The following is an 18821-nucleotide window of genomic DNA, read 5'->3' as shown; positions in this document are numbered from 1 at the left end:
GGCGTCGTTTCAGGACGTCTCGGCCACCACGGCCTCGACCGGGACCGGCTCCGGCTCCGCTTCCGGCTCGGCCTTCGTCAGCAGGGCCGACGGCTCCGCCTCCATCGGGGTGGTGCGCTCCGGCAGCAGATCCAGCACGGCCTGCCGGTGCGCCTCGCTCGTCGCGTCGTCGTACGGGTCCGGGGTGGCCGGCACCTGCAGGCGGTGGACCCGGCCGGTGCCCAGGCGGGCGTAGCCGCGTCCGGGCGGGGTCTCGGCGACCGGCGTGGTGTGCGGGGGAGCGCCGAGGACGGACTCGAGCTGCTCCGCCGTCGCCGGGCCCAGCACGACACGCGCGCGCGTGTGCTGGCGTACGGCGTCGCCGAGGGCGTCCAGCGCGTCCCACTGCTCGGCCACGACCACCGTGATCCCCGCGGCGCGGCCGTGCCGCAGGGGCACCTGGAGGAGGGACTGGGGGTCCTTGCGGCCGTCGGCGGCGGCCAGGTGTGTGAAGACGGTCGGGCGGTCCAGGAGGACCCACAGCGGGCGCTTGGTGTCCTCGGGCGGCGGGTTGCCGGCCTGCCGGGCCCGGTTGACGGCGATCAGGCGCCGTTCCGTCTCGGTCGCCACCCATTCGATGCTGGCCACCGCCCCGGCCAGCCCGCACTCGACGGCCAGGACGCCGTCCCGGCCGGTCAGGCAGGCGTACTCGCCGGTGCCGCCGCCCTCCACGATGACCACGTCACCGTGCTGGAGGGCCTGGAGCGCGATCGAGCGCAGCAGGGTGGACGTGCCGCTGCCGGGCTGGCCGACGGCGAGCAGATGCGGCTCGGTGGACCGCAGACCGGTGCGCCACACCACCGGCGGGACGTCGCGCTGCTGGGCGCCGTGGGTGAGCGGCAGCGTGCGGCGGACCAGGGTGGCGTCGGTGAAGCCCAGCACGGTCTCGCCCGGCGCCGTGACGAAGCGCTGGGCGGCGATGTCCGTGGGCAGCGGGGCGAGCGCCGAGACCGTCAGCTCGTTGCCCTCCTCGTCCCAGTCGAAGTGGTACTCGCGGCCCCGGCCCGCCTTGGAGGTCAGCACGTGCTCGATCCGGGTACGGGCCTGTGCCTCCCCGTCGGTGAAGTAGGCCGGGTAGCGGATCAGCAGCCGGGCCACCCGGCCCGTGCCGTCGAACTCGTACTCGGGCAGGGCCTTCTCCCAGTCGCCGCCGTGGGAGTACAGCGGCTCGGGGTCGTCGGGAGCGGAGAAGTACGGGACGAGCGCCTCGTACAGCGCCTTCAGCCGCTCCGTCCGGGACGGGTCGGGCCCTTCGGGAGCCGCCGGCCGGCGGTCCCTGCCCTGCCAGGCTGCCGCCGCCATCACGGTGATGACGGCGAGCAGCGGCCCGTACGGGACCAGCGCCACGACCAGGATCACCGAGGCCACCAGGAAGAGCAGCGGACCGCGTCTGTCCTTGGGGGTCTCGGCCCATCTGCGCCGTCCGGCGGCAGCCAGCCGGCGCAGACCGCGGGTGATCGTGATCAGCGGGTGGAGGACGTCGGAGGCGCTGTCGCCCGCCGTCCGGGCCAGCTCCCGGCTACGGGCGAACTGCGTCCGGGCCAGCTCTCGGCTCCGGACGAACTGTGCGCTGCCGGTGCTCAGGATGCGGGGGAGGGGGCGGCGGGCCACTGCTGTCTCCTACGAGTGCGTACGGGCGGGAGGGGGCGGCGTCAGAACTGGATGCCGCCCAGGAGGCTCGCCAGGCTCTCGCCGCCTGCCTTGATGCTCGGGGCGATGGCCGTGCTTGCCAGATAGAAGCCGAACAGGGCCGAGATCAGGGCGTGCGACGCCTTCAGCCCGTCCTTGCGGAAGAAGATGAAGACGACGATGCCGAGCAGTACGACGCCTGAGATGGAGAGGATCATCTGAGTGCTCCTGGTTTGTGGGGACAGTCACCATGAGTTCTTCCAGGCTCACAGAATGTATCCATACTATAAAAGGTGCAACTGGGTGAAATTCGGCGGATTTCCCCCGGTCGGCGGAGTGTCCTTGGCCGGATGAGCCGGGCTCCCGCGCCCCACTGTGTCTGCGATGATCTTTGCCGCGGACGCATCGGGTCATGTGCCGCGCGAGCCAGTACGCTGGCGAATCACCCGTACGGCCGCGCTCCGCTCGCCGGCCGTACCCTGCTCCCCGCAGAACCCAGTCCCCGTGCACGCAGGAAGGCGGTCCGGTCATGAGCGAAGCCCCCGACCCCGAGGTCGTGGAGCTGGCGACCAAGATCTTCGATCTGGCCCGGCAGGGGGAGACCGAGCAGCTCGTGGCGTACGTCGACGCGGGCGTTCCGGCCAACCTCACCAACGACCGCGGCGACTCCCTCGTGATGCTCGCCGCCTACCACGGGCACGCGGACGCGGTGCGCGCGCTCCTCGCGCGGGGGGCCGAGGCCGACCGCGTCAACGACCGAGGCCAGACACCACTCGCCGGGGCGGTCTTCAAGGGCGAGACCGAGGTGATCAAGGCCCTCGTCGAGGCGGGGGCCGACCCGGCGGCGGGCACGCCGTCCGCCGTCGACACCGCCCGGATGTTCGGCAAGGCCGAGCTGCTCGAGCTGTTCGGCGCGCACTGATCCGACGGTTCTGACCAGCGCGGACACGGAAAACGGGGGAGGCGGTACAGGGCCGCCGTAATTTCGGTCGCGGCAGACGGAAGTGCCGAGTCATCATGACGTCGTGATTCACGGACGCGAGGGCTGGGCAGGTGTTGCCGCACCGCGCGGGCCGTGATCGGTCCGCATGGGCCACCGACGAGAGGCAGAGGAAGATGGTCTACAGCAAGCAGGAAACGGCGGGCGCCCCGACGTGTTGTCACGCGGCCAGGTGAAGCAAGAACCCCGGTTGCGTCGACGCTTGATGTGAGGCTGTTTCCCATGTTCGAACCGGTCATAGCGCCCAGCGGTACGCTGCTCGGCCTGCTCCAGCGGGGCCGCGGCGACGGAACGCTGCACGCGCTCACCGCCCCGCGCTCCGAGGCGCTCGCGGCCCTCGACCAGTGCGTGCTGCACGATCCCCGGCACGACTGGCAGGTGGAGAACCGCTCCCTCTACTACGCCCGGCTCTACCTCGACCTGAACGGTGAGCTCGACACGATCGAGGCCCACCTGTTCGACGCCGAGGACACCCTCGACACCGAGGAGTCACGCACCGGGCTCGCCCTGGCCGTCCTGGGCCATCTCGCGTCCTACGGCCGGCGGGACGCCCTCGAACTGCTCCGCAGGTACGCCGCCTCGGGCACCAACTGGGCCTGGGCCCTGGACGAACTGGCGCTCAGGGACGACGACGCGGGCCTGCGCGCCCTCGCCGCCCCCGTCCTGGCGCGCTTCCCGGCCGACCCGGAGGGCGACGCCGAGCTGGCCGTCGCCGTCCGCGACGCCTTCGAGCCACGGCCCTGGCGGCTGTGGGCCGACGATCCCCGCCCGTCGATCGCCACGCGCGTGCGTGCCGCGCACGAGACGGGCTGCTTCGACCGCTGGCAGCGGCAGATGAACCCCACCGGGCCCCGCCCTGGATGGAGCGTGCAGGCGGTCTTCGACTGGGCCCAGCAGGGCCTCGACCGCGGCGCCGCGCTGCACGTGCCCGCCGCCCGGTGCCTGTCGGCCGTCGCCGGGCCCGAGGACCGGCCGGAGATCCTCGCGGCGGCCCGGGAGGGCGGCGACGGGGCCCGCTGCACCGCTTTGCGCTACCTCGCCGACATGGGCGACCCCGATGTGCTCGACCTCGTGGAGGCCGCCGTCGTCACCGGGTCACCGGTCGTCGTGGAGGCCGCCCTCGACGCCTTCGAACGCATGCGCGGCGTCGCGGCCGTCGACCGGGCGCGCGGCTGGGCCCGGCGGCCCGACGTGCTGGGTGCCGCCGCCGGACGCGTGCTCGCCTGCCGGGGCGGCGCCCAGGACAAGGACCTCGTCCTCGCGGCCCTGCGGGAGGCCGTACGGGGGGATGGCCCCGACGCCTCCACGCTGTGGACCCTCGTCGACGGCACCGGACGCCTCGGCATCGCGTGTGCCGCTCCCGTCCTGCGCCACATCTACCGGGAGACCGCCTCCTCCCATCTGCGCGGCCGCACCGCCCGCGCCCTCGCCGCCACCGACCCCTCCTTCCCGGCCGGCTTCGCCGTCGAATGCCTCTGGGACTGCGAGGAGAACACCCGCGAACTCGCCGCCCGGCACGCCGAGACCGGCGACACCCGCGTCGTCGAGCGCCTGCGCCGCCTGGCCGCCGATCCGGCGGAGGAGGACGAGGTACAGACGGCGGTACGCAGCCGGATCGGGCCGGATGCGGCTATGGGCTGAGGTGGGTCAGGCGGGGCGAGGCGGGGCCGGTGGGGACCCCTGCGGGGGGCCTGTCTTCGGGCCCACGTGTTTGGGTGGTCGCCGCACCCTGCCGGCGGGGTGCCCCTGTGGGGGCGACTGACTGGTCCGGGGCTGCGGGCATTCGGGCGCTGGGGGGGGGGCGTGGTTCCCGCGCGGCGCTTGCTGCCGGGGTGGCGGACGGTCCGCGTCGGGTCGATGGTCTTCCGGTATGCGCGGATCGCGCCGCTGGGCGGACCGCGTCGAGACCTGGCACCTTCCTGGCACCTGGCGCGCCGGTGGGTGGTCGGGGACGCCGGGCAAGCCCCATGGGTGGTGGGACGGCACACCCGTCGATCTGTGCCCGGTGCAGTCCGGTCGGCCGTGGTCGGGGCGGCGCGCTGTGCCTGTTTGCGTCCCGCCCCTGGCTGCTGTGAGGCGCCAGCGGTGGCCCAGCCCTCGTAGGGCTGAGCGGCGGCGTGCTGGGGTGAGCGGATCGTTGTGCCCGGAGGGGGCCTGCGGGCAGTCCGGCGCGCCGGGGCATTGTCGCTGGCCGGGGCCGCACGCTCTGCCTGGCTCGGGGCGGCTGAGCGCGTCTGGGGCGCGGCGCCGCGGGCCGTCGGCAACGAGGACCCAGCCTCGGCAGGGCTGAGCGGCGGCATGCCAGGCTGAAGCAGGTCGGCGTGCCCCCGAGTCGCCGCTGGGCCAGATCGTGCGTTCCGTAGGGCGGCTGGTGCGGCTGCGGCGGGGCGTCGGCAACGAGAGCTCAGCCCCCCCCGGCAGGGGTTAGCGGCCCGTCGGGATGAAGCGGATCGGGGTGCCCGGTGGGGCCTGGGCGGCGGCGGGAAGGTCGGGGGTGCGGACCACCGCTATCACCGGGTAGCCGCCCGTCGTCGGGTGGTCGGCGAGGAAGACGACGGGACGGCCGTCGGGCGGGACCTGGATCGCGCCCAGGACCATGCCCTCGCTGGGGAGTTCACGGGTGACCGCCCGGTCCAGGGCCGGGCCCTCGGTGCGCAGGCCGATGCGGTTGCTCGCGGGGGAGACCCGGTAGGGGCGGGACGTGAAGACCCGGATCGCCTCCGGGGAGAACCAGTCCGCGCGCGGGCCGAGCGTGACCCGCAGGACGAGTTCCGCCGGGGGCGCCGGCTGGGGAGCGACGTCCACGCGCGCGTGTGGCCCCGCAGGGCGGCCCAGGGGCAGTACCGCGCCGTCCGTGAGGGGCGGCGGGCCCAGGCCGGAGAGCAGGTCCGTGGAGCGGCTGCCGAGCACCGGCTCGACGGCGAAGCCCCCGGAGACGGCCACATAGGTGCGTACGCCCGCCGTGGCGGGACCGACGTCCAGCAGGGCGCCCGCCGGCACCCGCACGGGAGCGCCCCACGCGACCGGACGTCCGTCCACCGTGACCCGGCAGGGCGCACCTGTCGCCGCGACCGTGACCGTCGAACGGGGCCGCAGGGTGCAGCCGTTGAGCGTCGTCTCCAGGACGGCGGTGTCGACGGGGTTGCCGACCAGCCGGTTGCCGAGCGCCGCCGCGGGCGGGTCCAGGGCACCCGAGCGCGGCACACCCAGATGCGCGTGGCCGGGGCGGCCGAGGTCCTGCACGGTGGTCAGGGCGCCGGCGCGGACGACGGAGAGCGCGTGGTCGGTCATGAGCCGTCCACCGGGACGAACCGCACGCGCGTACCCGGCGCCAGCAGCGCCGCCGGCACGCGCGTGTGGTCCCACAGCACGGCGTCCGTGGTGCCGATCAACTGCCAGCCGCCCGGCGAGGAACGCGGGTACACGCCCGTGTACGGGCCCGCCAGGGCCACCGCGCCCGCCGGGACGGCCGTGCGCGGGGTCGCCCGGCGCGGGACGTCGTACCGCTCAGGCAGCCCGGTCAGATAGCCGAACCCGGGCGCGAACCCGCAGAAGGCGACGCTGAATTCGGTCCCCGCGTGGATACGGGCCACGTCGTCCGGTGACACCCCCCAGTGCGCGGCGACGTCGGCCAGGTCGGGTCCGTCGTAGCGCACGGGGAGCTGGACGACGTCACGCGCGTGTGCCGGGGCGGGGGGCACGTCGGACACGGCGAGTTCGGCGGCGAGGCGGTCCGGGTCGGCCAGGCCGTCGAGCAGGACCGTACGGGCGGCGGGGACGATCTCCCGTACCGCCAGGAGGCCTTCGGCACGGCGGCGCAGCAACTCCGCGTGCAGGGCGCGGGCCTCCTCGCCCGAGGACACCTCCACCAGCAGTGCGTCGTCGCCGACGGGCAGCGTCCTCATGCGAACGCCTCCACCCGGACGCCCGACTCCTCCAGCCGTTCCCGTACCCGGCGGGCCAGTTCGACGGCACCGGGGGTGTCGCCGTGCAGGCACAGCGAGCGCGCGCGTACCTCGACGCGCGTCCCCGCGTGGGAGGTGACCTCGCCGGTGCGGGCCAGCCCCAGCGACCGTTCCACGACGGCCTCCGGGTCGGTGACCACGGCACCGTCCCGGCCGCGCGGCACGAGCGTGCCCTCCGCGGTGTACGCCCGGTCCGCGAACGCCTCGGTGACCGCGGGCAGTCCGGCCTTGACCGCCAGCTCCAGCAGCCGTGAACCGGGCAGGCCGAGCACGGGCAGCGTGGCGTCGGCGAGGAGCACGCCGTCGACGACGGCGCCCGCCTGCTCCTCGTCGCGCACGACCCGGTTGTAGAGGGCGCCGTGCGGTTTCACGTACGTCACGCGCGCGCCGGCGGCCCGCGCGAAGACCTCCAGGGCGCCGATCTGGTACGCCACTTCGGCCGCCAGCTCGGCGGGCGGCACGTCCATCGCGCGCCGCCCGAACCCCGCGAGGTCCCGGTAGGAGACCTGGGCGCCGATCCGCACCCCGCGCGCGGCCGCCTGCTCGCACACGCGCCGCATGGTGGCCGCGTCCCCGGCGTGGAAGCCGCAGGCCACGTTGGCACTGGTGACGACCGACAACAGCCGTTCGTCGTCGGTGAGCTGCCAGCGGCCGAAGCCCTCGCCCAAGTCGGCGTTGAGATCGATCGAGGTCATGAGTCGGTCGTTTCCCCGGTCCGGAGGTCAGGCGACGATGCGGTACTGCTCGTCGCGGGCGTCGGTCAGGAACATCTGACCCGGTGCGTGCGTGAGGGCGAACGGCGGGCGCGAGGCCATCACCGCGGCCTGCGGAGTCACCCCGCAGGCCCAGAACATCGGGATGTCGTCGGGCTCCAGGTCCACCGGATCACCGAAGTCGGGGCGGCCCAGGTCCGCGATGCCGAGCGCCGAAGGGTCGCCGCAGTGCACGGGAGCGCCGTGCACCGCCGGGAGCAGTCCCGTCTCCCGCAGCGCGGCCGCCACATGCTGCGGCGGCACCGGGCGCATCGACACCACCATCGGCCCGCGCAGCCGCCCCGCGGGACGGCACGGACGACCGGTGACGTACATCGGGACGTTGCGGCCCTGTTCGACATGGCGGATCGGGACGCCGGCCTCACCGAGCGCCGACTCGAACGTGAAGCTGCACCCGATCAGGAACGACACCAGATCGCTCCGCCAGTGGGCGCGCACGTCCGTAGGCTCCTCCACCAGTTCCCCGTCCCGCCAGACCCGGTAGCGCGGCAGGTCGGTGCGCAGATCCGCGCCGTCCGCGAGGACCGTCGTCCAGGAACCGGCGTCCGTGACGTCGAGCACCGGACAGGGCTTCGGATTGCGCTGGCAGAACAACAGCATGTCGTAGGCCCAGTCGGCGGGCACCGAGATGAGATTGGCCTGTGTGTGGCCGGCCGCGACCCCCGCGGTGGGGCCCGCCAGCCCGGCCCGGAAGCGGGCGCGGGCCTCCGCGGGGCTCCACGCGCGCGCGTGCGGGTCGAGGTGGACCACCGGCGAGTCGTCGACACCGGGCGAGGCGGTGCTGTTCATACGAGCTCCTTCCCGCGCGTCTCCGGCAGCCCGAGCAGGGCCAGTGCCGCGATGCCGTAGCCGATCGCACCGAACACCAGCGCGCCGCCCACTCCCCAGCTGTCGGCGAGGAAGCCCACCATGGTGGGGAACACGGCACCGACCGCGCGACCCGTGTTGTACGTGAAGCCCTGCCCGGTGCCGCGCACGGCCGTCGGGTACAGCTCGCTCAGATACGAGCCGAAGCCGCTGAAGATGGCCGACATGCAGAACCCGAGCGGGAAACCGAGCACCAGCAGCAGGGTGTTGGCGCCGGCCGGGATGTTCGCGTACGCCAGGATGCAGACGGCGGACAGGAGCGCGAACAGCCAGATGTTGCGGCGGCGGCCCAGCAGGTCCGTGAGATAACCGCCGGTCAGATACCCGGCGAAGGCACCCGAGATGAGGAACGTCAGATACCCGCCGGTGCCGACGACGGACAGCTCCCGCTCGGTCTTCAGATAGGTCGGCACCCAGGTGGCCAGCGTGTAGTAGCCGCCCTGGACGCCCGTGGAGAGCAGGCCCGCGAAGAGCGTGACCCGCAGCAGTCCCGGCTTGAAGATCGCGGTGAACGAGCCCTTCTCCGCGCTCTGTTCGCGTACGGCGACGGCCTCGGGGGCGTCGTGCACCCGGCGGCGCATCCAGATGACGAGCAGCGCGGGCAGGGCGCCCGTCCAGAACATCACCCGCCATGCCAGATCGCCGCCGACGAACGAGAACACCAGGGTGTACGTGACCGCCGCGAGGGCCCAGCCGACGGCCCAGGAGCTCTGGATGGCCCCGAGGGTCCGGCCGCGGTGCCGCGCGCTCGCGTACTCGGCGACCAGGATGGCGCCGACCGCCCACTCGCCGCCGAAGCCGAGCCCCTGGAGGGCGCGGAAGACCAGCAGCCACTCGTAGCTGGGTGCGAAGCCGCAGGCCAGGGTGAACACCGCGTAGGTGACGACGGTGACCATCAGGGCCTTGACCCGGCCGATCCGGTCGGCCAGCACGCCCGCGAGGGCGCCGCCTATCGCGGAGACGACCAGCGTGACGGTGGTGAAGAGACCGGTCTGGCCGCTGTCCAGACCGAAGTACGCGGCGAGCGCCACCATGCTGAGCGGCAGAGTGAAGTAGTCGTAGGAATCCAGGGCATAGCCGCCGAAAGCGCCCGCGAAGGCGCGGCGCCCGCGCGGCCCCAGGGCGCGCAGCCAGCCGAACGCGCCGTCACCGCCCGCCTGCGCGGCGGCGGATGCGGACGGGTGCGGGGCGTCCGGGGGAGCGGTCTTCGAGGTCTGCGGTGGAGGGGTAGTGCTCATGGGCACCTCGCAGTGAAGGGAGGGGTGGGGAGGGGACGGGGTGGTGCCGGGGTGCGTGTGGGGGGATGGGAGGAGCCGGCGGGTGAGGGGGCGGGAAGGGGCGGGGAGCGGGGGTGCGGAGGGCGGGGATGTGCCTTCCTGAACCGGACGGTGTGCAGCAAGGTAGAGGATCGTTGAACGATCCTTCAATACCCCTGTTGTCTCGCCCTCCTGGCTGCGGTTGAATTCCGGGCATGGCAGAGCAGCTGGGCGGACTGGCCGACGACCGTGCCCTCCTGGGGCGGACGAGTACGGCGGAGCGGGTCTCGGACATCCTCAGGAGCCGTATCTCCGAAGGCTTCTTCCCGCCCGGGACCCGGCTGTCGGAGGACAGCATCGGCGGGGCGCTCGGTGTGTCCCGCAACACACTGCGCGAGGCGTTCCGCCTGCTCACCCATGAGCGCCTCCTCGTGCACGAGTTGAACCGCGGGGTGTTCGTCCGGGTCCTCACCGTGGAGGACGTGGAGGACATCTACCGCACCCGGCGCCTCGTCGAGTGCGCGGTCGTCCGCGGGCTCGGCGAGCCGCCGTACCCCTTGGACGGGCCCGCCGAGGCCGTCGCCGAAGGGCAGCGGGCCGTACGCGAAGGTGACTGGAAAGCGCTGGGGACGGCCAACATCCACTTCCACCGCGAACTGGTGGCGCTGGCCGGCAGCGAACGCACCGACGAGCTGATGCGCAGTGTCTTCGCCGAGCTGCGGCTCGCCTTCCACGTCGTCGACGACCCCCGCCGCCTGCACGAGCCCTACCTCGCCCGCAACCAGGAACTCCTGCAGGCGCTGGAGGCCGGCGACACGGCCCGGGCCGAGCGGATCCTCGCCGTCTACCTCGACGACTCCCTGGAACGCGTGGTCGAGGTGTACCGGCGTCGGGTGGGGGAGGGGGAGATCGTCCCCTGAGACGGCCCGCGCGCGGCGGAGGCGATCCGGTGCCGGGGGCGGCCCGCGCGCCTGGCGGAGGTGGCTCGCGCCCGGTCCGAGGGGCGATCCCGTGCCGGAGGCGGCCCGCGCGCCCGGTGGAGGCGGCTCGAGCCCGGTCCGAGGGGCGATCCCGTGCCGGAGGCGGCCCGCGCGCCCGGCGGACGTGGCTCGCGCCCGGCGGAGGGGGCCCGCGCCCGCCGGAGGCGATCCGTGCCGTTTGGATCGATGTCAGACCTAGGACCTAGTCTGTGCACCGTGACTTCGCCTGCATCGACGGACCGCGTTCCGCCCCAGCTCAGCGCGGGGCCGCGCCCCGCGCCGGGCCCGGCCGCCGACGAGGGCCTGGCGCGGCGGCTGCGCGCGCTCGCCTGCACCGCGCCGCTGCACGACCTCGACGCCCGCAAGGCCAATCTGGCCGGCGAGTACTCGGTGTACGGCATGGCCGAGGTGGCGCTCGCCGCCATCGACCTGGTCACCCTCAACATGGACTTCGACACGGGCGCCGACCACGACCAGATAGTCGCCCGCCTCATCCCCCGCATCGCCGCCCAGGCCCCGCAACGCCCCGTCGCCGAGCACGAGCGGGTGGCCCGCTGGGTCCTGGAGAACCTGATCAACGTCGGCAGCGTCGACCGCGGCTTCCGGGCCGTCTACGGCACGTTCACGCCGGACGGCAGCTACGTCCGCCGCGACTACGACTTCAAGCTGATCGAGGAGGTCCCGGGCCCGGGCGGCACCGTGTACCTCCGCACGACCGACGAGGCCGTCAACGTCCTGGTCGGCGCCCTGGACACGGACGTCACCAGCGCGCAGATCGCCGCCGAGGTCAAGCTGGAGGTGCTGATCAGCCGGGGGCGCCTCGCGGACGCCCAGCTGGCCGCCGAGCAGGCCAGGTACCGCACCGTGCAGTACTCCGAGACGCTGCGCCGCGCCCTGGACGCCACCCGTCGCAACGTCCGGGCGGTCGACTGGCTGAACGCCGTCCCGGACATGATCGCGGAGGCCCTCGACCACGTCGCCGACCGGTACCGCCACGAGAACGCGATCCTCACCAACATCCGCAAGGCCCGTGACGAGACCGAGGACCCGGAGCACAAGCGCCGCGCGGCCGAGCTCGTCGACATCGTCAAGGACTGCATCCGGCGCCACACCCAGCTCCAGTCCCGGCTGCTGGAGGCCGGGCCGCTGTTCCGCGCCGAGCAGGACCGGCAGGCCTTCGCCACCCCCCTGACCACGTCGGGCATCGACCTGTACGGGCATCTCGTCGCGCCCGTCCTGCCGTTGCCGCTGGAGCGGGCCGTCCGCGTCACGGACGCCTTCTTCGCGCACGGCACCGGTCTGCGCACACCGGTGTCGGTGCGGCTCGGCGACCTCGTCGACATCCTGCTCACCCCGCCCGTGGAACGGGAGCACCTGGGCGCCGAGATGCCCGAGCCGGACCTCATCGCGACCCCGGACGACAGCCGGTTCAGCGAGGAGCAGCTCGCCGCCGCCATGGAGCTGCTCGACCTGCCCGCCGACGCGCCCCGCCGCCTCTCCGGCCTGCTGGCCGAGGCGCGCCGGCAGGACCCCGAACTGCCGTATCTGGTCGCCCTGCTGGCCGTGCACGCCGCCAGCCCTCCGGTGGGCACCGCCTACCGGCAGGGCGAGGAGAAGCTGCTCTTCGCCGTGGACGACGGGACGGAGCTCGACGACCCCGAGTTCGGCGGCGCCGACCTCATCGTCGGCACGGCACTGCTCGACGCGGCCGGGATGGCCGCCGACCGGACGGAAGCCGCATGATCCGGCCGCCGCGCGGCGCCGGGCACCACCAGCACCGAGCGCACCGCATGACCTCGCACCACCGCCACAAGGAGCCGCAACCGTGACCGAGCACGTCGATCGGAGTGAGCCGGAGGCCGCCGTACCGCAGGCGCCCGCCGCCGTCACCCCCGCCGACGCCGCCGACGCGGCGCGGCTCGTCTCCTTCGGACTGCAGCCCAAGCTCCAGCCCGCCCGCGACCAGGAGTACACCGAACTGCTGCGCCGCTACCGCGAGGACCCGTCGTTCGCGCGGCTCGCCGACGCCGTGGCCACCGGACTCGGCCTCGTCGTGCTGGAGGTGTCCCCGCGCGCGGGCATGGCGGTCACCGCCGCCGAGGACTCGGTGTTCGCCGTACGCATGAGCGACTACGCCCGCCGGACGTCCGCCGACGGCGGCGACCGCTTCCTGCACGGGCTGGCCCATCTCGCCGTCGCCGCGATGGCGTTCCCGCGCCCCGAGGACCTCGCCGACGACGGCTACATCGGGCGCGTCACCGTCAACGGCGTCGACGCCTTCGTCCGCCAGGCCTGCCGCCGCCTGGAGGAGCGCGCCGAGGAGCAGGGCGAGAACACCGACCCCGCCACGGACGCCCCCGGCCTCGAGGCCGCCTGGCGCATCTGGATCAGACGCAGCGCCGCCGGCGCCACCAAGGACGCGCGCCGGCTCGCCGGCTCCACCACCGGCATCGTCGGCAAGGCGGTCGCGTTCCTCACCGACTCCGGCTTCCTCCAGCGGACCGGCGACGACCACGGCGGCACCTACCGCACCACGGCCCGCTACCAGCTCCAGGTCCGTGACATGGCGGGCAGCGCCGCCATGACCGAGCTGCTGGACCTGGGCGTCGTCCCGGTCACCGACGGCACACCCACCCTGCTGCCCGCCGAGGACACCGACGCCCTGGACCTGGTGGCCGACGCCGGTCTGCCGTTCCACTCGGCCTGAGCCCCCACCGACCTCCCCCACCTGCCGAAGACTTACGAGAGTCCGCCATGTACGAGCTGTCCCGGGTCCGCCTCTACTCCATCGGACCGGCCGGAGCGCGCTACGCCGACACCGTGCTCGACCTGCGCGGCGTCGGCGAGCCCGTGCCCGACCCCGCGCCCACCCAGGCGGAGTTCTTCGAGGAGGAGCCGGTCGGCCCGCCGCGCCGGCCCGCCCCCGCGGGCGTGCTCTTCCTGGAGAACGGCGGCGGCAAGTCGGTCCTGCTCAAGCTGATCTTCTCGGTGATGCTCCCCGGTCACCGCAACACCCTGGGCGGCGCCAGCTCCGGCGTGCTGCGCAAGTTCCTGCTCGCCGACGACTGCGGGCACGTCGCCCTGGAGTGGCAGCACACCCTGACCGGTGAGTGCGTGGTGGTCGGCAAGGTCAGCGAGTGGCGCGGCCGCCAGGTCTCCAACGACCCGCGGAAGTTCGCGGAGGCCTGGTACTCCTTCCGCCCCGGCCCCGGCCTCAGCCTGGACAACCTCCCCGTCGCCGAGTCCACCGCCGTACGGCCGCCGGTCGAGGGGCAGTCCGGCGCACAGGGCCGCCGGCGCACCATGAAGGGCTTCCGGGACGCGCTCACCGAGGCGGGCAAGGCGTACCCGCACCTGGAGGTCCACTGGGAGGACATCCACGACCGCTGGATCGAGCACCTCGGCGACCTGGGCCTCGACCCCGAACTCTTCCGCTACCAGCGGGAGATGAACGCCGACGAGGGTGAGGCCGCCGGCCTCTTCGCGGTCAAGAAGGACTCCGACTTCACCGACCTGCTGCTGCGGGCCGTGACCGACACCCGCGACACCGACGGTCTCGCCGACCTGGTCAGCGGGTTCGGCAACAAGCTCGGCCGGCGCGCCGAACTGATCGCCGAACGGGACTTCACCGCCGGGTCCGTCGACCTGCTCGGCCGGATCGTCGAGGCCGCCGAGACCCGCGCACGCGCGCGCGACATCCACGCCGGCGCCGAGCGCCGCACCCGCGCCCTCGCCCGGCGCCTCACCGCGCGGGGCACACGGGAACGGGTCCGCGCCGCCGACCTCGCCCAGCGCGTCACCGCGGCCGCCCACGCCGTCACGCACGCCGAGGGCGCGCGCGAGCGCAGTGCGCTGATCGCCGCGGAACTCGCCTACCGGCACGCCTCGTTGGCGCTCGCCGCCGCCGAGAAGTCCGCCGCCGCGCAGAAGCGCGAGCTCGCCGACGCCCGCACCCTGCACTCCGCCTGGCAGGCCGCCGAAGCCGTCCTGCGGCACCGCGCCGCCGCCGACCGGGTGGCACGCGTGGCCGCCGCCATCCAGGAGGCCGAACGCGACGCGGCCCCCGCGCTGGCCGCCCGCGCCAAGGCCGCCGTCGATCTCGTCCGCGCCCTGCACGCGGCAGCCGAGCGCGCCGAGGCACAGGCCAACGAGGGCGAGGAGCGGTCCGCCGCGCTCCAGGAGGCCGGCGAGTCCGCCCACCGGGACTCCACGGCCGCCGCCACCGAAGCCCAGCGCGCCCGCAGCGAGGCCGGGCATCTGCGGCAGCGGCTGACCGAGGTCGAGCAGGAGACCGCCGAGGCCGTCCGCGCCGGCTGGCTCGACGACAGCGCCCCCGACGCCGACCCGGCCCGTGCCGCCCTCGCCGCGAGCGATGCCGAGAAGTCCGCCGTCGCCGCCTGGGACACCGCCCGAGAGGCCTCCCGGCGGGCCTCGGAGCACGCGCGTGAGGCGGCCTCCGCGGAGTCCCGTGCCGAACTGACGGCGGCCCGCGCGGCCGACGCGGCCTCGGCGGCGGAGCGCGCCTACGACGCCGAGCGCCGGCTCGCCGAGAGCCTCGCGTCGGAGGAGCGCCTGGTCGAACTGCTCGGCCTGGCCGGTGACGCGGGTCCCAGGCGCGGCTCGGTTCCCGCTCCGCGCACCGGCGACCAGGCCGGCGCCCGGGCGCGGACCGACGTGGGCGGGGCCGTGGAGGGCGCGCTCACGCCCGAGGACCTCGACCGGTTCGCCGACGAACTGCGCGAACTCCTCGACGACGCCGTCTCCTCCGCCGAGCGGCAGCTCTTCGACCTGCGGACGGCCGCCGCCGACGACGCCCGCATCCTCGGCGCGCTCGGCGACGGCGGGCTGCTCCCGCCCGGCCCCGACGTCCTGGCCACCGTGGAGTTCCTCGGCGAGCAGGGCATCCCCGCGCTGCCCGGCTGGCGCTACCTCGCCCAGGCCGTCGACCCCGCCGATCACGCGCGCGTGCTCGCCGCCCGCCCCGAACTCGTCGACGGCGTGATCATCACCGACCCCGGCACCCACGCCCGGGCCCGCGAGGCGCTCGCCGACGCCGCACTGCTGCCCCGCTCCACCGTCGCCGTCGGCACGGCGGCCGCCCTGCTCGCCCCCACCCCGGCCGCCGACGCGCCGGACACTGACGTCTTCCTCGTGCCGCCGAACCCGGCCATGCACGACGAGCACGCCGCCGATGAGGAACGGCAGGCGCTGCGGGCCCGCGCCACCGAGCGGGACGAGGAGATCCGCGGCCTCGCCGCCCGCCTCGGCAAGGACCGGGAGCTGGCGGCACGCCTGGCCTCCTGGCGCACCGGCTGCCCGGCCGGACGGCTCCTGGAGCTGGCCGAGGCCGCTCGGGAAGCGCGCGTGTTCGCCGAGGAGTCGGAAGCGGAACTCGCCGAGGCGCGGACCGTGCGCGCCGAAGCCGACGAGGCAGCGGCCGAGGCCGCGGCGGTCCGCGACGAACGCCAGGAGGCCGCGCAGAAGGCGCGGCGCGCCGCCGACGCCCTCGCCGGACTCGCCTTCCGGCTGCGCGAGCGGGCCGGCTGGCAGGTCAGACTGCGGGAACTCGCCGACGAGGCCGCCGAGTCCGAGGCCCGCGCCCAGTCCTGTCTGGAGCGCGCCCGCGCCGCCGACGAGGACCGGCGTGCCGCCCAGCGCGCCGCCGACGACGCGCGCCGCACCGCACGGGCCCTGCGCGCCGAGCGCGCCGAGATCGCCGGCGCCCCCGACGACGTACCGGACACCGACGCGGACACCCCGAAGGCGTCCCTGCCGGCGCTCCGCGAGGCGTACCGGGCGGCCTCCCAGGTGTACGAGAAGGTCGGTGTGGGCGCCGACCTGCGCGCCGAGCAGGCCCGCGCGGAGAGCGACGAGAGCGCGGCCCGCACCGAGCTGGACCGGCTGAGCAACAAGGTCCGCACCCGCGCCGAACAGCTCCTCGAGTCACCGGACGGCTCCGACGGGCCGTCCCGGCAGGCGGCCGCCTCGCGCGCCGAGGAACTGGTCCAGCTCCTGGAGACCCGCATGTCCGCCGCCAGCGAGCAACTGGGCCGGCTGCGCGGCGAGGCCGAGCGCCACGCCCCGCAGGAGGGCGACGCGCACACCGAGCTGCCGGAGGAGCTGCAGCCGCGCGACGCCGAGCACGCCCAGGCCCTGCTGCGGACGGCCACCGGTGAACTCGCCGCCCACAGCGACGCGTTGGCGCAGGCCCGTGACGCGCACACGGAACTCCTCGAAGCCCACCGTGCCGCCGAGGACGCGGCCGGAGGGTTCGACGAGATCGCCGCGATGCTGCGCGACCTGCTGCGTGAGCACGGCTCGGACGAGGAGCAGGAGGAGGTCGAGCCGTACCCCGGCAGCCTGGAGGAGGCCCGGCGGTCGGCGGCCGAGGCCCGTCGCTCCCTGCGGGGCTGCGCCGCCGACCTCTCCGCCGCCGAGGCCGCCGTGCGCGAGGCGAGCGACGTCCTCGTCCGGCACGCCAACTCCACCCGCTACGAACAGGTCCGCACCCCGGCCCGTCAGCAGATCCGTGAGCTGCCCGCCTCCGCGCTGCCCGAGCACGCGCAGAAGTGGGCGGACGCCTTCGCGCCCCGGCTGCGCGTCCTCACCGACGAACTGGCCCAGCTGGAGCGCAACCGCGACTCGATCGTCGACCGGCTCCGCGGCCTCGTGGAGTCGGCCCTGGCGACCCTGCGGTCCGCCCAGCGGCTGTCCCGGCTGCCCGAGGGACTGGGGGAGTGGTCCGGGCAGGAGTTCCTGCGCATCCGTTTCGAGGAGCCCGACCAGGCCACCCTCACCGAACGGCTGGGCGAGGTCATCGACGACGCCACCCGGGCCGCCGTGAAGAAGAACTCCGACCTCCGGCGGGACGGCATGTCCCTGCTGCTGCGCGGAGTGGCCGCCGCCCTCCAGCCGAAGGGCGTCGCCGTCGAGATCCTCAAGCCGGACGCCGTGCTGCGCGCCGAGCGGGTGCCCGTCGGACAGATGGGCGACGTGTTCTCCGGTGGGCAGCTGCTCACGGCCGCCATCGCCCTGTACTGCACGATGGCAGCGCTGCGGTCCAACGACCGGGGCCGGGACAAGCACCGGCACGCCGGCACGCTGTTCCTGGACAACCCCATCGGGCGGGCCAACGCCACCTATCTGCTGGAGCTCCAGCGCGCCGTGTCCGACGCGCTCGGCGTCCAACTGCTCTACACCACCGGTCTGTTCGACACGACCGCCCTCGCGGAGTTCCCGCTCGTGATCCGGCTGCGCAACGACGCCGACCTCAGGGCCGGCCTGAAGTACATCAGCGTGGAGGAGCACCTGCGTCCCGGACTGCCGCAGCAGCAGGCGGGCGAGGCAGGGCACAGCGAGATCACGGCCACCCGGATGTTCAAGCGGCCCGCGCCCGTGGACCCGCAGGGGGTCTGACGGCCGGCCGTCGCAGCGGCCGGAGGCGGGGCGCGACGGCTGCCCCGCAGTGGCTGGATCAGCGGTGCGACGGCTGCCCCGCGCCGACCGGGGTCACGGGTGTCCCGCTTCGGCCGGGGTCAGGGGCGCGACAGCTGCCCGGCTTCGGCCGGAGTCAGGGGTGCGACAGCTGCCCGGCTCCGGCCCGCCGGCGTATCCGCGTCCGGGCCCGCTCGGCCGACCGCGCCGCGCGTCGCGCCGCGCGCCGCTCACGCCGCAGGGCCCGCGCCGTGCTGCTGGGTGTCGACACCACACCGTGCCGCTGGTTCCAGACCTGGCGGGTGACCCAGACGTCGAGGGCGGCCCAGGTCGCCACGACGACGCTGACCACACTGCTGATGACCATGGGGAAGGCCAGCCAGGACCCCGCGAGCGTGCACAGGAACGCCACCATCGCCTGGATCAGCGTCACCGAGACGACGAGCACCGCCCGCACCGCCGCCGTCCGCACCGGATCGGGCATACGCCGCCGCGGCTCCGGGTCCTCGACCCACAGCGGCCGGTAGGACGCCCGCTCGTCGCGCGCGGCACGCTCGGCACGCCCGCCCCCGGTCACCGGAATGTCGCGAGCCGGCACATCGGGTCCGCTCCGCACCGCAGCGCTGCCCCGGGACGCCTCGCGCTGCTCCGCCGTACCCATCACCGTGTCACTCCCCACCGTCCGCGGACCGCTCGCCCGCATCCCAAGTCCCAGCCCCTGAGCGACTGCCCGGCTTGCGCCGCTTTACGCCGCCGGGGGGCTGGACGCGGCTCTCGTGGTCCCATCCGCCCCCATTTCCCGTAGAGAAGGACGATCAGCACCCCTGGAAGATTCCCGCCGAAGAGAGATTTCCGGCCAACTGGCCGAGCGGGTGGGC

Annotated in this window: 14 protein-coding genes; 6 read left to right on the top strand and 8 right to left on the bottom strand. The window is 74.5% G+C overall.

Annotated features, from left to right (window positions below; translation table 11 throughout):
* Positions 1-9 precede the first annotated feature (9 nt).
* Together F8R89_RS06065 and F8R89_RS06060 are read right to left on the bottom strand one after the other, a co-directional pair.
* Entirely contained in the window at positions 10-1650 is a 1641-nt protein-coding gene (locus F8R89_RS06065; protein WP_151783000.1) for a hypothetical protein, read from the bottom strand.
* 41 nt (positions 1651-1691) lie between these two features.
* Positions 1692-1886: a hypothetical protein gene (locus F8R89_RS06060; RefSeq protein ID WP_004002760.1), complete on the bottom strand. Its 195-nt coding sequence runs from the start codon at positions 1884-1886 to the stop codon at positions 1692-1694.
* 311 nt (positions 1887-2197) lie between these two features.
* Here F8R89_RS06060 and F8R89_RS06055 point away from each other — a divergent pair, with 311 nt between their 5' ends.
* A complete protein-coding gene (locus F8R89_RS06055) occupies positions 2198-2590 on the top strand; it encodes an ankyrin repeat domain-containing protein (protein ID WP_151782999.1) in 393 nt (130 codons plus the stop codon).
* A gap of 300 nt (positions 2591-2890) precedes the next feature.
* A complete protein-coding gene (locus F8R89_RS06050; protein WP_151782998.1) occupies positions 2891-4309 on the top strand; it encodes a HEAT repeat domain-containing protein in 1419 nt (472 codons plus the stop codon).
* A gap of 783 nt (positions 4310-5092) precedes the next feature.
* Here the strand turns inward: F8R89_RS06050 and F8R89_RS06045 are convergent.
* The 5 genes from F8R89_RS06045 to F8R89_RS06025 are packed head-to-tail and all read right to left on the bottom strand — an operon-like array spanning position 5093 to position 9511.
* Complete coding sequence (locus F8R89_RS06045; protein WP_151782997.1) at positions 5093-5959, bottom strand: biotin-dependent carboxyltransferase family protein; 867 nt, start codon at positions 5957-5959, stop codon at positions 5093-5095.
* Positions 5956-6573, bottom strand: a complete 618-nt coding sequence (locus F8R89_RS06040; RefSeq protein ID WP_151782996.1) for a 5-oxoprolinase subunit B family protein — start codon at positions 6571-6573, stop codon at positions 5956-5958. Before F8R89_RS06040 ends, F8R89_RS06045 begins: the two co-directional genes overlap by 4 nt.
* Positions 6570-7328 (bottom strand): LamB/YcsF family protein, encoded by a 759-nt coding sequence (locus tag F8R89_RS06035; protein WP_151782995.1) that lies wholly within the window; start codon positions 7326-7328, stop codon positions 6570-6572. The genes F8R89_RS06040 and F8R89_RS06035 overlap by 4 nt, the downstream gene beginning before the upstream one ends.
* A gap of 27 nt (positions 7329-7355) precedes the next feature.
* A complete protein-coding gene (locus F8R89_RS06030; RefSeq protein ID WP_151782994.1) occupies positions 7356-8195 on the bottom strand; it encodes a putative hydro-lyase in 840 nt (279 codons plus the stop codon).
* Positions 8192-9511 carry an MFS transporter gene (locus F8R89_RS06025; protein ID WP_151782993.1) on the bottom strand — a complete coding sequence of 440 codons (1320 nt, stop codon included), beginning with the start codon at positions 9509-9511 and terminating at the stop codon, positions 8192-8194. Before F8R89_RS06025 ends, F8R89_RS06030 begins: the two co-directional genes overlap by 4 nt.
* A gap of 233 nt (positions 9512-9744) precedes the next feature.
* Between F8R89_RS06025 and F8R89_RS06020 the strand changes: the two genes are divergently transcribed.
* The 4 genes from F8R89_RS06020 to F8R89_RS06005 all read left to right on the top strand — a co-directional run bounded on the left by F8R89_RS06020 (position 9745) and on the right by F8R89_RS06005 (position 17925).
* The gene (locus F8R89_RS06020) at positions 9745-10449 is read left to right on the top strand and encodes a GntR family transcriptional regulator (RefSeq protein ID WP_151782992.1); all 705 of its coding nucleotides are present in this window, start codon (positions 9745-9747) and stop codon (positions 10447-10449) included.
* 276 nt (positions 10450-10725) lie between these two features.
* Positions 10726-12252, top strand: coding sequence for a hypothetical protein (locus tag F8R89_RS06015; RefSeq protein WP_151782991.1), 1527 nt, complete (start codon positions 10726-10728; stop codon positions 12250-12252).
* Positions 12253-12334: 82 nt separating this feature from the next.
* Positions 12335-13216, top strand: a complete 882-nt coding sequence (locus F8R89_RS06010) for a hypothetical protein (protein ID WP_151782990.1) — start codon at positions 12335-12337, stop codon at positions 13214-13216.
* 47 nt (positions 13217-13263) lie between these two features.
* Entirely contained in the window at positions 13264-17925 is a 4662-nt protein-coding gene (locus F8R89_RS06005) for a hypothetical protein (protein ID WP_151782989.1), read from the top strand.
* 154 nt (positions 17926-18079) lie between these two features.
* On the opposite strand, the gene F8R89_RS06000 is transcribed toward F8R89_RS06005, so the two are convergent.
* Entirely contained in the window at positions 18080-18604 is a 525-nt protein-coding gene (locus F8R89_RS06000; protein WP_225994337.1) for a hypothetical protein, read from the bottom strand.
* Between the last annotated feature and the right edge of the window lie 217 nt (positions 18605-18821).

It is taken from the genome of Streptomyces sp. SS1-1, assembly GCF_008973465.1.
Lineage (GTDB): Bacteria > Actinomycetota > Actinomycetes > Streptomycetales > Streptomycetaceae > Streptomyces.
Note: the sequence above shows the minus strand (reverse complement) of the source record. Positions and strands in the feature narration are given on the sequence as shown.